This is a genomic window from Pseudomonas sp. FG35, assembly GCF_057809295.1.
Window position 1 is genome coordinate 765,519 of sequence record NZ_JBMDJR010000001.1, and the last position, 13,754, is coordinate 779,272.

General features: G+C 61.3%; 15 protein-coding genes. 10 read left to right on the forward strand and 5 right to left on the reverse strand.

All coding sequences use genetic code 11. The annotated features are described in order from the left end of the window. Nucleotides 1–4 precede the first annotated feature (4 nt). Genes efeO (ACODTD_RS03320) through efeO (ACODTD_RS03330) form a run of 3 tightly spaced genes read left to right on the forward strand, consistent with a single transcriptional unit; the run spans nt 5 to nt 3,366 of the window. Nucleotides 5–1,204 (forward strand): iron uptake system protein EfeO, encoded by a 1,200-nt coding sequence (gene efeO, locus ACODTD_RS03320; protein WP_201818497.1) that lies wholly within the window; start codon nt 5–7, stop codon nt 1,202–1,204. Nucleotides 1,205–1,221: 17 nt separating this feature from the next. Continuing rightward, nucleotides 1,222–2,520, forward strand: coding sequence for an iron uptake transporter deferrochelatase/peroxidase subunit (gene efeB / locus ACODTD_RS03325; RefSeq protein WP_489104429.1), 1,299 nt, complete (start codon nt 1,222–1,224; stop codon nt 2,518–2,520). A 21-nt stretch (nt 2,521–2,541) separates the two neighbouring features. Continuing rightward, nucleotides 2,542–3,366, forward strand: coding sequence for an iron uptake system protein EfeO (gene efeO / locus ACODTD_RS03330; RefSeq protein WP_085687128.1), 825 nt, complete (start codon nt 2,542–2,544; stop codon nt 3,364–3,366). 63 nt (nt 3,367–3,429) lie between these two features. Here efeO (ACODTD_RS03330) and pssA read toward each other — a convergent pair whose 3' ends face one another. Beyond that, the gene (gene pssA / locus ACODTD_RS03335) at nt 3,430–4,773 is read right to left on the reverse strand and encodes a CDP-diacylglycerol--serine O-phosphatidyltransferase (RefSeq protein ID WP_489104430.1); all 1,344 of its coding nucleotides are present in this window, start codon (nt 4,771–4,773) and stop codon (nt 3,430–3,432) included. A gap of 216 nt (nt 4,774–4,989) precedes the next feature. Here pssA and ACODTD_RS03340 point away from each other — a divergent pair, with 216 nt between their 5' ends. Then, on the forward strand, nt 4,990–5,556 hold the full coding sequence (locus tag ACODTD_RS03340; RefSeq protein ID WP_011334288.1) for a TetR/AcrR family transcriptional regulator: 567 nt from the start codon (nt 4,990–4,992) through the stop codon (nt 5,554–5,556). A 53-nt stretch (nt 5,557–5,609) separates the two neighbouring features. Beyond that, on the forward strand, nt 5,610–6,089 hold the full coding sequence (locus ACODTD_RS03345) for a nuclear transport factor 2 family protein (protein WP_007951263.1): 480 nt from the start codon (nt 5,610–5,612) through the stop codon (nt 6,087–6,089). Nucleotides 6,090–6,131: 42 nt separating this feature from the next. On the opposite strand, the gene sfnG is transcribed toward ACODTD_RS03345, so the two are convergent. Beyond that, nucleotides 6,132–7,226, reverse strand: a complete 1,095-nt coding sequence (sfnG, locus tag ACODTD_RS03350) for a dimethylsulfone monooxygenase SfnG (protein WP_489104431.1) — start codon at nt 7,224–7,226, stop codon at nt 6,132–6,134. Nucleotides 7,227–7,483: 257 nt separating this feature from the next. Here sfnG and ACODTD_RS03355 point away from each other — a divergent pair, with 257 nt between their 5' ends. Then, nucleotides 7,484–8,263, forward strand: a complete 780-nt coding sequence (locus tag ACODTD_RS03355) for a TSUP family transporter (protein WP_011334290.1) — start codon at nt 7,484–7,486, stop codon at nt 8,261–8,263. On the opposite strand, the gene nudC is transcribed toward ACODTD_RS03355, so the two are convergent. From nudC to ACODTD_RS03370, 3 genes are all read right to left on the reverse strand, one after another. Further along, on the reverse strand, nt 8,231–9,061 hold the full coding sequence (nudC, locus tag ACODTD_RS03360; protein WP_011334291.1) for an NAD(+) diphosphatase: 831 nt from the start codon (nt 9,059–9,061) through the stop codon (nt 8,231–8,233). The genes ACODTD_RS03355 and nudC overlap by 33 nt on opposite strands. 6 nt (nt 9,062–9,067) lie before the next feature. After that, nucleotides 9,068–9,880, reverse strand: a complete 813-nt coding sequence (locus tag ACODTD_RS03365; protein ID WP_221614600.1) for a crotonase/enoyl-CoA hydratase family protein — start codon at nt 9,878–9,880, stop codon at nt 9,068–9,070. 82 nt (nt 9,881–9,962) lie between these two features. Next, nucleotides 9,963–10,736, reverse strand: coding sequence for a class I SAM-dependent methyltransferase (locus ACODTD_RS03370; RefSeq protein WP_011334293.1), 774 nt, complete (start codon nt 10,734–10,736; stop codon nt 9,963–9,965). A gap of 158 nt (nt 10,737–10,894) precedes the next feature. On the opposite strand from ACODTD_RS03370, the gene ACODTD_RS03375 reads away from it, so the two are divergent. The 4 genes from ACODTD_RS03375 to pncA all read left to right on the forward strand — a co-directional run bounded on the left by ACODTD_RS03375 (nt 10,895) and on the right by pncA (nt 13,408). Further along, a complete protein-coding gene (locus tag ACODTD_RS03375) occupies nt 10,895–11,428 on the forward strand; it encodes a tetratricopeptide repeat protein (RefSeq protein ID WP_489104432.1) in 534 nt (177 codons plus the stop codon). A 62-nt stretch (nt 11,429–11,490) separates the two neighbouring features. Beyond that, nucleotides 11,491–11,976 (forward strand): RNA polymerase sigma factor, encoded by a 486-nt coding sequence (locus tag ACODTD_RS03380; protein ID WP_080511038.1) that lies wholly within the window; start codon nt 11,491–11,493, stop codon nt 11,974–11,976. Continuing rightward, nucleotides 11,973–12,731 carry an anti-sigma factor family protein gene (locus ACODTD_RS03385; RefSeq protein ID WP_011334296.1) on the forward strand — a complete coding sequence of 253 codons (759 nt, stop codon included), beginning with the start codon at nt 11,973–11,975 and terminating at the stop codon, nt 12,729–12,731. The genes ACODTD_RS03380 and ACODTD_RS03385 overlap by 4 nt, the downstream gene beginning before the upstream one ends. A gap of 50 nt (nt 12,732–12,781) precedes the next feature. Further along, nucleotides 12,782–13,408 carry a bifunctional nicotinamidase/pyrazinamidase gene (gene pncA, locus ACODTD_RS03390; RefSeq protein ID WP_011334297.1) on the forward strand — a complete coding sequence of 209 codons (627 nt, stop codon included), beginning with the start codon at nt 12,782–12,784 and terminating at the stop codon, nt 13,406–13,408. The last annotated feature ends 346 nt before the right edge of the window (nt 13,409–13,754 follow it).

Below are 13,754 nucleotides of genomic sequence, written 5' to 3' on the forward strand. Positions count from 1 at the left end.
CTTCATGTCAAAGCCTAATACTCCTCAGGCCTCGCCTCCCCGCGCCTTGCGCTGGGCGGTGGCCGGTTCGGTGGTCGTGATGATCGCCGCCGGTGGCCTGTTCTACTACGCCTCGAAACTGGCCGCCGCCAAACGTCAGCACAACCGTGACGAAGTGGTGGTCAACATTCATCCGCACAGCTGCGAACCGAACACCCTGACGGTGCCGGCCGGTCGCGCTAGTTTCCGCATCGTCAATCGCTCCGACCGGGCGGTGGAGTGGGAAATCCTCGACGGCGTGCTGGTGATCGAAGAGCGCGAGAACATCGCGCCGGGCCTGAGCCAGGTGATCAACGCCAACCTGCAACCCGGCGACTACGCCATCACCTGTGGCCTGCTGAGCAACCCGCGCGGCACCCTGCACGTGACGCCGACCGCCGCCTCGGATGCCGCCGCCAAGGCCAAGCCGTCGATGGTTGCCTTCGTCGGGCCGCTGTCGGAGTTTCGCGTCTACCTGGCCAGCCAGGGCAGCGCGCTGATCAAGGCCGTGACGGCGCTGAATCAAGCCATCGACAGCGGCGATCTGGCCCAGGCCCAGGCGTTGTATTTGCCGGCCCGCGCGGCGTATCAGCGTCTGGCCCCCGCCGCACAACGCCTGGCGGAACTGGACAACAGCATCAACGCCCGCGCCGATTACTTCGAAAAACGCGAGCAGGATCCGGCCTTCGTCGGTTTCCACCGTCTCGAATACGCGCTGTTCCAGCAACGCAAACTCGACGGGCTGACACCGATTGCCCAAGGCTTGCTCGACAACGTCACCACGCTGAAACAACAGCTGCTTGTTCAGTCGCTGCCGCCGGAGCAACTGGTGGAAATCGTCGTGCGCAACCTCAACACCCTCGCCGACGTGCGCGCCGCCAGCGGCGAAGAGGAACGCTACAGTCACAGTGATCTCAACGGCTTCGCGGCCAATCAGGAAACCGCGCGCAAAGTCGTCGAACTGCTGCGCCCGCTGCTGAGCAAATCCGCCGCCGACCTGCTGCCGAAAATCGACGGCGCGCTGGCTGATTTCGATACCACGCTGGACGGTTTCAGGGTCAAGGACGGCTACGCCAGTTACGACACCGTCAACGGTGAACAACGCAAGCAGATCGCCGACAAGGCCAAGGCCCTGGCCGACGCCCTCGACGCCATTGATCCCGCCCTCGGCCTCTCCGGCCTGTAAGCAGAAGACGACTACCGATGAACGATTCCGAACACTTCAACCTGCAACGTCGCCGCGTACTGATGGGCATGGGCGCCGCCGGTGTCGCACTGGCCGGCACCGCTTTGAGTTGCCCGGCGATGGCCGCCGCGCCTGCGCAAGTGACCGAAGCGCCGAGCAGCGACAAGACCCAGGATCACCACGATTTCCATGGCGTGCACCAGACTGGCATCGTCACCCCGCGTCCGGCGGCCGGCATGCTGGTGTCGTTCGATGTGCTGGCCAGCGACCGTGAAGACCTGGAGCGGCTGTTCCGCACCCTCAACGAGCGCATCGCGTTCCTGATGAAAGGCGGCCCGGTGGCGCAGATCGATCCGAAGTTGCCGCCGCCGGATTCCGGAATCCTCGGCCCGGTGGTGACGCCGGACAACCTGACCATCACCGTGTCCGTCGGCGAGTCACTGTTCGACGAGCGCTTCGGTCTGGCCGCCGCCAAACCCAAGCGTCTGGTGCGCATGGTCGGTTTCCCCAACGATGCGCTGGAAGCCGATTGCTGCCACGGCGATTTGAGCCTGCAGTTCTGTTCCAACACCGCCGACACCAACATCCACGCCCTGCGCGACATCGTGAAAAACCTGCCGGACCTGCTGCTGGTGCGTTGGAAACAGGAAGGCAGCGTGCCGCCGCAAGCGCCGGCCAAACCCGGTGTGCCGGCGCAATCGGCGCGTAACTTCCTGGGTTTTCGCGACGGTTCGGCCAACCCGGATTCCAACGACGGCAAGGCCATGGATCGCATCGTCTGGGTGCAACCGGGCAGCGACGAACCGGCCTGGGCGGCCCACGGCAGTTATCAGGCGGTGCGAATCATCCGCAACTTCGTCGAACGCTGGGACCGCACGCCGTTGCAGGAACAGGAAAGCATCATCGGCCGGGTGAAAACCACCGGCGCGCCGATGGGCGCCAGCCATGAAACCGAAGTCCCGGATTACAGCAAGGACCCGGAAGGCAAGCTGACCAAGCTCGACGCGCACATTCGCCTGGCCAATCCGCGCACCGCCGCGAGCCAGGCCAACCTGATCCTGCGCCGGCCGTTCAACTACTCCAACGGGGTGAACAAGAACGGCCAGCTCGACATGGGCCTGCTGTTCATCTGTTACCAGGCCGACCTGGAAAAAGGCTTCATCACCGTGCAGACCCGCCTCAACGGCGAACCGCTAGAGGAATACCTCAAGCCGGTCGGCGGCGGTTACTTCTTCACCCTGCCGGGTGTCACGGGCGACAAGGACTTCATCGGTCGTTCGCTGCTCGACGCTACTCAACCAAAAACAACTGCATAGCATTCAACAGGAGCCGCCCCCATGAAAAAGACGCCACTCGCGTTATTGCTGACCCTTGGTTTGCTCAACACCCCGCTGTCGGCATTCGCCGCGACCGCGCCACTGGATCTGGTGGGGCCGGTGTCGGACTACAAGATTTACGTCACCGAACAACTGGATGAACTGGCCAGCCACACCCAGCAGTTCACCGACGCGGTGAAAAAAGGCGACCTGGCCACCGCGCAAAAACTCTACGCGCCAACCCGCGTTTATTACGAGTCGATCGAGCCGATTGCCGAGCTGTTCAGTGACCTCGACGCGTCCATCGACTCCCGCGTTGACGACCACGAGCAAGGCGTGAAAGCCGAAGACTTCACCGGTTTCCACCGCATCGAATACTCGCTGTTCTCGGAAAAAAGCACCAAGGATCTCGACGCCCTGGCCGATGGCCTGAACAAGGACGTGAAAGACCTGCAGACCCGCGTCGCCGGCCTGACCTTCCCGCCGGAAAAAGTCGTCGGCGGCGCCGCTGCGCTGCTCGAAGAAGTCGCCGCGACCAAGATCTCCGGTGAAGAGGACCGTTACAGCCACACCGACCTGTACGACTTCCAGGGCAACATCGACGGCGCGAAGAAAATCGTCGACCTGTTCCGTCCGCAGATCGAGAAACAGGACAAGGCCTTCGTCGCCAAAGTCGACAAGAACTTCGCCACCGTGGACAAGATCCTGGCCAAGTACAAGACCAAGGACGGTGGCTTCGAGACTTACGACAAGGTGAAGGACAACGACCGCAAAGCGCTGGTCGGCCCGGTCAATACCCTGGCGGAAGACCTGTCGACACTGCGTGGCAAGCTCGGTCTGAACTGAGTCCGCGCATAAAAAAATCCCCCGGACGCGTCCTGCGTTCGGGGGATTTTTTGTGGGCCGGTTTTAAAGAATGCGATAGAGCAACCGCTCGACCCGCACCCGGCTCACACGCTTGAGAAATTTCGCCACACCCGCCGGGTAGTCCGGCAAGGCTTCCAGATCCTGGAAGCGTGCGATTCGCGTGGTGTGAACGAAGATGTTCTCCAGCTCCACGCGGCGCGGCTCCAGCCACTCGCCTTTCGGGTCATCGATCAGCAAGGCGTTTTCCAGATCGAGACGGAACGCCCGCGGATTGAGGTTGTTGCCGGTCAGCAGCGTATAGCGCTGGTCGATCCACATGCCCTTGAGGTGATAGCTGTTGTCGCCCTCACGCCACAGGTGCAGGTTCAACTGGCCGCTGTCGATGTTGCGCTGATGTCGCTTGGCGAAACGGCGCAGGCTGATCTCGTACAGGTACGGCAGCGCGGCGATCACCTTGAACGGCTCGGTCGGCGGGATGTAGAAGTCGTTGGCGGTCTTGTCGCCGACCACGATGTCGATCTTCACGCCGCGAGCCAGCGCCCGGTTGATCTCGCGGATCACCCCCAGCGGCAGATTGAAGTACGGCGTGCAGATGGTCAGTTGCTTCTGGGCGCTGGCGATCAGCTCCAGAATCACCCGGTTCAGCGGGTTGTTCTTGCCCACGCCGAGCAACGGACTGACCGACAGGCCGGTATGCGCCGTGCTGCCGGCACTGGTGTCGTACGCCGCGTATTTGAGACGGCTGCGCAGATCGCCGATGTCGTTGCGCAGGCTGCGGGTGGTCGGCAGGTTCGGCAGGTCGAGGCGATGCACTGCTTTCGATTCGATCAGGCCGTGCTTGACCAGATGGTGCATCGAGTCCGCCAGTTCGCGGCTTTTCAGCACGTGATAACGGTCGAAACGGTACTTGTCGAATTTGTGCAGGTAGACCTTGTTCAGGCTGGCACCGCTGTAGACCACGCAATCGTCGATCACGAAGCCTTTGAGGTGCAGCACGCCGAACAACTCGCGGGTCTGCACCGGCACGCCGTAGACCGGCACCACGCTCTGGTGGGTGCGGGTCATTTCCTGATACCACGCCGAGTTGCCCGGCTGCTTGCCGGCACCGATCAAGCCGCGCTGGGCCCGCAGCCAGTCGACGACCACCGCGATTTCAAGCTCGGGACGCTTGAGTTTGGCGGCGTGCAAGGCATCGAGAATTTCCTGGCCGGCTTCGTCGTTTTGCAGATAAAGCGCGACGAGGTAGATGCGCTGGGTCGCCTGGGCGATTTTCTCCAGCAGGCAACGGCGGAAATCGGCGGCACCGGGCAGGATCGTCACGGCCTCGGCGGTCAGCGGAAAGCTGCGCAGTTTGGGCAGCAGAGAGCGTTTGAAAAGCAACGGCATAGGGCTCGCAATGGGTCGAATCCGAAGAACCCGAGAGCTTACACCATCAACTCCTTCGGGTCTTGTGAGTGTCTGTAATGACTTCATCACCAGCCGCCAGGTTCCCTCGGCTGAAATGCATTTTCCTGTGGGAGCCAGCCTGCTGGCGATCGCTAACTTCCAGATGAACAAAATATCTGCTTGACCAAGGAGAACGATCGTTCTACTGTTCACCACATGAACGAAATCACACGCAACGACACAACCCGAGACATCATTCTGGATGTCACCGAAAAGTTGATCTACAAAAGTGGCATCGCGGCCACCGGCATGGATCTTCTGGTGAAAACCGCCGGCGTTTCCAGAAAGAGTATCTACCGCTACTTCGCCAACAAGGAGGAGCTGACCGTCGCCGCCCTGCAACGCCGCGACGTGCGTTGGATGCACTGGTACAGAAGCACCGTCGATCAGGCCGAAACCCCGGCCGACCGCCTGCTCAACCTGTTTACCGTGCTCAAGGGCTGGTTCGCCTCGGAAGGCTTTCGGGGCTGTGCCTTCATCAATACCAGTGGCGAAACCGGTGATCCCGAGGATCCGGTCCGCCTGGTCGCCAAAGACCACAAACAGAAACTGCTCGACTACCTGTGCGAGCTGTGTACCGAACATGGTGCCGAGGATCCGCAACTGCTGGCCAAACAGCTGCTGATCCTGATTGACGGCGCCATTACCGTAGCGCTTGTGATGGGTGATCACAGTGCCGCCGATAATGCGCAATGCATGGCGCGAAAGTTATTGGACCTGTAACGCCTTAATAAGCCTGACACGTTGTTTAACTGTTAATAGATCGGGAGACAAACATGTCTACTGCAGCCGAAGTTCGTCCGCCATTGCCACCGTTCAACCGTGAATCGGCCATTGAAAAAGTTCGTCTGGCCGAGGATGGCTGGAACTCCCGCGACCCGGAGCGCGTGTCGCTGGCCTACACCCTGGACACCAAATGGCGGAACCGCGCCGAATTCGCCAACAACCGCGAAGAAGCCAAGGGTTTCCTGACCCGCAAATGGGCCAAGGAACTGGATTACCGCCTGATCAAGGAACTCTGGGCCTACTCCGACACCCGCATCGCCGTGCGCTACGCCTACGAATGGCACGACGACTCGGGCAACTGGTTCCGCTCCTACGGCAACGAAAACTGGGAGTTCGACGAGCACGGCCTGATGTTCCAGCGTTACGCCTGCATCAACGACATGCCGATCAAGGAAAGCGAACGCAAGTTCCACTGGCCGCTGGGCCGGCGCCCGGATGATCATCCGGGGTTGTCGGAACTGGGTCTGTAATTCAGCAGCCGATCCCTCCTGCTCAGTGTGCAGGAGGGATCTTCAGGCAACTTCGGCAGTCCGGGCCGATTGCGCTTTGGCTTCCAGCTCCCGCACCAGCGGCAACACCCGCTGACCGAAATACTCCACCTCTTCCTGAAAATGCAGGAAACCCGCCAATACCAGGTCCACCCCCACCGCTTTCAACGCCACGATCCGTTCGGCAATCTGCTGCGGCGTACCGATCAGATTGGTCTTGAAGCCGTCGTTGTACTGCACCAGATCCTCAAAGGTCGATTTGGCCCAGTTGCCCTCACCTTCCGGCGACGCCCTGCCCGCCTGTTTCGCTGCATCACCGAAGGCATTCACCGCTTCCGGGTCAGCCTGATCGATGATCTGCGCCAGCACCGCTTTGGCTTCTTCTTCGGTATCTCGGGCGATCACAAAAGCATTCACCCCGATTTTTACTGAATGGTGGTTTGCCGCCGCTTTGGCGCGAATGTCGTCGACCTGTGCCTTGATGCCCTCGACGCTGTTGCCGTTAGTGAAATACCAATCCGACACCCGCGCCGCCATGTCACGTGCGGCACGGGATCTGCCGCCCTGAAAGATTTCCGGGCGGCCCAGCGGCTTCGGTTTGAGGCTGTAGTTGTCGAAGCGATAGAAATCGCCACGGAAGGTGAAGTTGTCCTGACTCCAGATCCCTCGCAATGAACGGATGAACTCTTCCGAGCGACGATAGCGCTCGTCGTGCTCCAGCCAATGCTCGCCAATGGCCTGGAATTCGCCCCTGAACCAGCCGCTGACGATATTCACCGCAATCCGGCCGTTGGTGAGTTGATCGATGGTCGCCAACTGCTTGGCCGCCAGCGCCGGTTGCCACGGCCCGGGCAGAATGGCGGCGATGACTTTGAGCTTGCTGGTGGCCGCGAGCAGCGCGTGGCTGAAGGCAACCGATTCATGCTGAAACTCGGCGCCGTAACCGGCGGTGAAGCGGATTTGCGTCAGGGCGTATTCGAAACCCGCCGCCTCGGCCAATTGCGCCAGTTTGCGGTTGTAGTCGATGCCCCAGTCGGTGCGTTGCTCGATCTTGCTGACCACCAGCCCACCGCTGACGTTCGGCACCCAGTAGGCAAATTTCACGGCTTGCTGACTCATTGGCGTGTCCTCGGGACAGTTGATGAAGATGAGTGAGCTAGAGCAGCAAGCATGCCAGCGGCGGGAGACCCGGTTTTATTGGGTTTCAGGCAACAGGAATGCACGGTGAGAGGGTGAATTGTTGGGTGCGTGTTGGGTGGGCAACAGTTGAGCCGTCGCTGGTCGAGTCTTATGGGTCGCCGCAACATTCGGAAATGAGTAACATGACTGCCCTCCCCGCAGCCCAGCTCTGCGCCCTGCCGAAATAAGCCGATTCCATGCCTTTCGAACTCAGCGTTGACCTCACCACCCTGGCCGTTCTGGCCCTTGTCGCTTTCATTGCCGGATTCATCGACGCCATCGCCGGCGGTGGCGGTCTGTTGACCACACCGGCGCTGCTCACTGCCGGCCTGCCGCCGCACCTGGTGCTGGGCACTAATAAACTGAGTTCGACCTTCGGCTCGGCCACCGCCAGTTTCACCTTCTATCGACGCAAGCTGTTCCATCCCAAGCAGTGGATGCACGCCATCGTCGGCACGCTGGTCGGTGCGCTGACCGGCGCCATCGTCGCCCATTACCTGCCCGCCGAATGGCTGAACAAGATGCTGCCGGTGATCGTCTTCGCCTGTGGCCTGTACCTGTTGTTTGGCGGCACGCCGAAAGCGCCGTTGGACAGCGATGCACCGATCAAAAAGAAGTGGCAATCGACCCAGGGCTTCAGCCTCGGTTTCTACGACGGCGTGGCCGGCCCCGGCACTGGCGCGTTCTGGACTGTCAGCAGTCTGCTGCTGTACCCGATTGATCTGGTCAAGGCCAGCGGCGTGGCGCGCAGCATGAACTTCGTCAGCAACATTGCGGCGCTGTCGGTGTTCGTGTTTTCCGGGCAGGTGGACTGGATCATCGGCCTGAGCATGGGCCTGTCGGTGATGGTCGGCGCGTTCTTCGGGGCGCGCACCGCGATCAGCGGCGGCGCCAAGTTCATTCGTCCGGTGTTCATCACCGTGGTGCTGGGGTTGACCGTGCGCCTAGCCTGGCAGCACTGGTTCAGCGTGGCCTAAGCGCCGCGCCACATAGACGTCGATCAGGTATCGGGCAATCGATTTGGACGCCGGCAACGGCGGCAGATCGTGCACGTTGAACCACTGGGCGTCTTCGATCTCGTCTTCCTGGCAGACAATCTCGCCACCGGCGTATTCGGCATGGAAGCCGAGCATCATCGAGTGTGGGAATGGCCAGCACTGGCTGCCCATGTACTGAATGTTCTTCACCTCGATCTGCACTTCCTCGCGCACTTCGCGGATCAGACAATCCTCGGCCGACTCCCCCGGTTCGGCAAACCCGGCCAGCGTGCTGTAGACCCCGGTGACGAAACGCGGTGAGCGCGCCAGCAGCACTTCATCGCCACGGGTCACCAGCACGATCATGCTCGGCGAAATTCGCGGATAACTGCGCAGATCGCAGGGCTGGCAATACATCGCCCGCTCCCGTGGCACCTGGGTCATGGCCTGACCGCAATTGCCGCAAAACCGGTGTTCGCGAGCCCACGTCCCGATTTGCGCGGCGTAGCCCAGCACTTTGTAGATCGTGTGATCGCCGTCGAGCATGAACGCCCGCAGGCCTTTCCAGTTGCAACCCGGCACCTCGCTGGTGCTGTGCAGTTCCAGCAGATACACCGGTTCGCCATCGAGATGACCGATACCGTGTTCGGCGAGGATCGACAAGTCCTGGCGCTTGAGCCATTCCCGGGGGAACAGCACGCCGTTGTCATCGAACAGGAAACCCTCGGGGCTGCGCGCCACGGCCCAGCCGCCGGGTTGATCGGTGTCCAGTACTGCAGTGGTCCAGCGAGATGTCATGGTTTCTCAATCCAGAAATTCGGGTTTCTGTTTGCTCATATGGGCGGCCATGGCCACGCGCAAATCGTTGGATTGCAGCATGGCGGCGTTCCAGGTGGCAACGTACTCGAGACCGTCGTCAATGCGATGGTCGCGCATGTAGCTGATCATTTCCTTGGTGCCGGTGACCGCGATCGGCGACTTGCCGGCGATGTCCCGGGCAATGTCCATCACGCCTTCGATCAAGCCGTCCTTGTCGCTGTAGACGCGATTGACCAGGCCGATGCTGCGCGCTTCTTCGGCGCCAAAGGTGCGACCGGTGTAAGCCAGTTCACGCAGCATGCCGTCACCGATGATCCGTGGCAACCGTTGCAAGGTGCCGACGTCAGCCGCCATGCCGATGTCGATTTCCTTGATCGAGAATTGCGCGTCTTCGGCGGCGTAGCGCATGTCGCAGGCGGCGATCAGGTCGATAGCGCCGCCCAGGCAATAACCCTGGATCGCCGCGAGTACCGGTTTACGGCAATCGTCGACCGCATTGAACGAGGCTTGCAGGGTCAGGATCTTTTTGCGCAGCAGGCGCGCATTGCGGCCCACGTCCTTGCCCAGCTCATTGGCCACACCGGCCAGCATCATCAGGTCGATGCCCGAGGAGAAATGTTTACCGGCACCGCTGAGCACCACCACCCGCACTTCGTCGGTGTCGTCGATCCACTGGAACACCTCGACGATTTCGCTCCAGAACGCGGCGTTCATCGAGTTGATCTTTTCCGGACGATTGATCTGCACATGGGCGATGTTGTCGGCCAGTTCGACGCTGAAGGCGGTGTATTGAGTCATGGCAGAAATCCTTTACCGGGCTGAAAATGAGGCCCGAACTATAACAAGGCATCAGCACGGCGGTTCGGCCAAATGCGGGACTCTAGCCGTTCTTCACCGCAACGAAGGCGGCGGTCTCGTAAGGCACCGTCACTATCTCCCTGCCCCGCAGCTGCGGCTCGCCGGCAATCAGTTGAGCAATCTGCTCGTCGATCTTCGCGCGCTGCTGATCGCTCAGCGCGGCAATGAAACTGGTGGAGCGCACCCGGTTGAAAATCACATCTTCCGGCGAGCCGGTGTGGCCATGCTGAAAGTGCTGGGCCTGCAATGGCCCGAACGCCGGATGGGGAAAAGCCTTGCGCCATTCGCCGGTATAGAAGCGCGGTGTATCGCCTTCCAGCGCATTGACGATGGCGTCCAGCTTGGGCACCCAGTCAATCCGGGTGTCGCGCAGGTTCCAGATCAGGCCCAGTTTGCCGCCCGGTTTGAGGACCCGGGCGATTTCATCCAGCGCCTCGGTGCTGGCAAACCAGTGAAAGGCCTGCGCGCACACCACCGCATCCACCGAGGCATCGGGCAACGGCAGATCCGTTGCCGTACCGCTGACGGCCAGCACCTGCGGCCAGGCCAGCGACAGTTTTTCCAGCATCTGCGCCACCGGTTCCACGGCAATCACCTGGGCGCCGGTCGCCACCAGCCGTCCGGTGAACTTGCCGGTGCCGGCGCCGAGGTCGATAACGGTCTTGTGACCATTGAGGCCCAGTGTGCCCGTCAGCCATTCGCTGACCGCCGGCGGATAGTCGGGCCGGCCTTTGACGTAGGTGTCGGCGGCGGTTTTGTAGCCGCTGGCGGCCGCGTGGTGAACCTGATCTTTCATGGCCAAACTCCCATGGTAGAACTGCAGATCAACGACGAACGATGACGAGCATAGCGCCGGAAAAAGGGCTTTCCTTTAACAAAGCCTGACAAAGCAATGAATAAATTTTCACCCTGTGGTGTTCAAAGTGAAACATGACCCCCTGTGGAGCCTTGCCCATGACTATCCGTTCCGTTATGTTCGCCGCCCCGTTGCTGGTGGCCGCGATGTTGTCCAGCCCTTTGGCCCTGGCCCACGGCGATGAAGACGAGCCGGTGCAGAAACCCAACTGCCCCAAAGGCCAGGTGTTCGACACCAAGACGCAGAAGTGCGTGATGCAGACCAGCCATCTGGTGCCCGACGCCGACCGGACCGACTACGCCTACCGTCTGGCCAAGGCCGGCCGTTATGAAGAAGCCCTGGCCCTGCTCGATACGCTGGAACAACCGAACACCGCCAAGGCCCTCAACTATCGCGGTTACGCCACGCGCAAACTGGGGCGCACTGACGAAGGCATCGGTTATTACCTGCAATCGGTGAAACTCGATCCGCAGTACGCGCAAGTCCGCGAGTACCTGGGCGAAACCTATGTGATCAAGGGCCGCGTCGATCTGGCGCAGGAGCAGTTGCAGCACATCCAGAAGATCTGCGGCACGACCTGCGAGGAATACCGGGACCTGGCCGAAGCCATCAACGATTCATCGAAAACCTGACACGACACGTGGAGGCGAACATTTTCAGCGATCAGGCCTTCAGGGCCGAACTCGGGCAACACCTGGCGCGCCTGTGGCGTTACGGCTTGCTGCTGTCGCGCAACCGGCACGTGGCCGAGGATCTGGTGCAAGCCACCTGCGTGCGGGCGCTGGAGCGTTCGGGTCAGTACGTGGCCGGCACACGCATGGATCGCTGGCTGCTGAGCATTCTGCATTCGATCTGGCTCAACGAAGTGCGCGCCCGCCGGGTGCGCCAGGGCCAGGGCGTGGCGGACGCCGACAGCCAGCTGACGTTCGATGGCGAATACGCCGCGCAAACCCACGTCATGGCCGCGCAGGTGATCCGCCGGGTCGATGCGCTGCCGGAAACCCAACGTGAAACGGTGTATCTCGCTTACGTCGAGGGCCTGTCCTATCGCGAAGTCGCCGAAATCCTGCAAGTACCGATCGGCACGGTCATGAGCCGGCTGGCCACCGCGCGCCTGAAACTGGCCGAATACCCGCCGCTGCAAGCGGTCCCGAACAGCCCCGCAGGAGACCGGCAATGAATGCGCCTTCCGACGAGCAACTGGTGGCGTATCTGGACGATGAACTGGATCGCGAACAGCGCAGCCAACTCGACAACCTCATCGCCGACGATCCGCTGCTGAGCCTGCGGGTGCAATGGCTGAGTCGCAGCAGTCTGCCATTCAAGGCGGCCTACGACGAACTGGCGCAACAGGCGCCGCTTGATCGCTTGCAGGCCCGGCTCGACGCCGCGCCGTCACCGCAGAAACCCGTTTTCAGCCGGCGCTGGTTCATCGGCGCAGCGGCAGCGGGCGTTGCACTCGCCGCTGTCGCGGCGGACCGCTTGTTTCTGGCCTGGCAGGCACAGCAATCGCACAACTGGCGCGAGCTGGTGGGCGATTACATGGCGCTGTATGTGCCGCAGACCCTTGAGCATTTACCTACCGACGAGGCCTCGCAATTGGCGCAGTTGCGAACCGTCGATGCGCGGCTCGGCGTGAGTCTGTCGCCGGCGAAACTGAAACTGCCCGGTGCGCAGTTCAAACGTGCGCAATTGCTTGAATATGGCGGTGTGCCGATTGCGCAGATGACCTGGCTCGATGCCAAATATGGCCCGCTGGCGCTGTGCGTCACCCGAACCAACAGCGGCAGCCAGCCGCTGGCCCATGAGCGCCGGCACGGAATGAACGTGGTGTACTGGACCGAGCGTGAACACGCCTGGATGCTGATCGGCCATCACCCGGCTTCCGAGCTGGAAGACATGGCGAAAATGTTTAAGACCCGGCTGAACGTTTAAAGAATTTTGTCACTATGCTGCTCGGGTGATTTTCCCAGAAGGATGGATTTATGCCGATTTCGCCACGCACCGCCCTGCTGGTCATCGACGTGCAGAACGACTTCATTCCCGGCGGCCAGTTGGCCGTGCCCGAAGGTGACCTGATCGTCCCGCTGATCAACCGGCTTGCCGGGCAGTTCAAGCAAGTGGTGATCGCCCAGGACTGGCACCCGGCCGGGCATGCTTCGTTTGCCTCCAGCCACCCCGGCCGCCAGCCTTACGACGTGATTCAACTGCCGTATGGCGAGCAGACACTGTGGCCGGATCACTGCATTCAGGGCTCACGCGGTGCCGAGTTTCACTCGGGACTCGATCTGCCCCATGCGCAATTGATCATCCGCAAGGGCTGCAACCCGGACATCGACAGCTATTCGGCGTTTCTGGAAGCGGATCGCGTCACGACCACGGGTCTGGCGGGTTATCTGAAGGAACGCGGCATCGACACGGTGTACATGGTCGGCCTGGCGCTGGATTTTTGCGTGATGTTCTCCGCCTTGGACGCGCGAGCGTCGGGGTTCAATGCGTTTGTGGTGCTGGATGCTTGCCGGGCGATTGATTTGAACGGCTCGCTGGCGGCAGCGATCGAGCGGATGCAGGTGGCCGGGGTCGGGCTGATCCAGTCGACTGAACTGCTCTGATGATGCCCGTTCCCGCCTAGCGCACTGATCGTTCCCACACTCTGGACTGACCGCGGTCGCGGGGAATTAGGCTCTGTAACTGTTGTGCGAGGCAATTCGGTGGCGAAGCATTTCGCCCAGTTGCTGTACGTCGTCCACCTGATTGCTCTCGTAGAGGAGCGATACCGCGAAGGTCGATCATGGCAGGTTCAGCGTCGAGGCGTACGACAAACCCGGGACGTGTCAACCGGTCTGCAACGGGAAGATTACGACGAACGGTTGATTTTTCGGGGTTCACCTGTCAGATCTGACAGTAGCAAGGCACGGACGCGCGGTGTTTGATGACGGTACCCGTTGCAGCTCACGC

Coding starts and splice junctions, on each gene's coding strand:
- ACODTD_RS03340 (WP_011334288.1), top strand. CDS start 4,990: ATGAACGAAATCACACGCAACGACACAACCCGAGACATCATTCTGGAT.
- nudC (WP_011334291.1), bottom strand. CDS start 9,061: ATGACATCTCGCTGGACCACTGCAGTACTGGACACCGATCAACCCGGC.
- sfnG (WP_489104431.1), bottom strand. CDS start 7,226: ATGAGTCAGCAAGCCGTGAAATTTGCCTACTGGGTGCCGAACGTCAGC.
- ACODTD_RS03365 (WP_221614600.1), bottom strand. CDS start 9,880: ATGACTCAATACACCGCCTTCAGCGTCGAACTGGCCGACAACATCGCC.
- pncA (WP_011334297.1), top strand. CDS start 12,782: ATGCCGATTTCGCCACGCACCGCCCTGCTGGTCATCGACGTGCAGAAC.
- ACODTD_RS03355 (WP_011334290.1), top strand. CDS start 7,484: ATGCCTTTCGAACTCAGCGTTGACCTCACCACCCTGGCCGTTCTGGCC.
- ACODTD_RS03385 (WP_011334296.1), top strand. CDS start 11,973: ATGAATGCGCCTTCCGACGAGCAACTGGTGGCGTATCTGGACGATGAA.
- efeO (WP_085687128.1), top strand. CDS start 2,542: ATGAAAAAGACGCCACTCGCGTTATTGCTGACCCTTGGTTTGCTCAAC.
- ACODTD_RS03370 (WP_011334293.1), bottom strand. CDS start 10,736: ATGAAAGATCAGGTTCACCACGCGGCCGCCAGCGGCTACAAAACCGCC.
- efeB (WP_489104429.1), top strand. CDS start 1,222: ATGAACGATTCCGAACACTTCAACCTGCAACGTCGCCGCGTACTGATG.
- efeO (WP_201818497.1), top strand. CDS start 5: ATGTCAAAGCCTAATACTCCTCAGGCCTCGCCTCCCCGCGCCTTGCGC.
- ACODTD_RS03375 (WP_489104432.1), top strand. CDS start 10,895: ATGACTATCCGTTCCGTTATGTTCGCCGCCCCGTTGCTGGTGGCCGCG.
- ACODTD_RS03345 (WP_007951263.1), top strand. CDS start 5,610: ATGTCTACTGCAGCCGAAGTTCGTCCGCCATTGCCACCGTTCAACCGT.
- pssA (WP_489104430.1), bottom strand. CDS start 4,773: ATGCCGTTGCTTTTCAAACGCTCTCTGCTGCCCAAACTGCGCAGCTTT.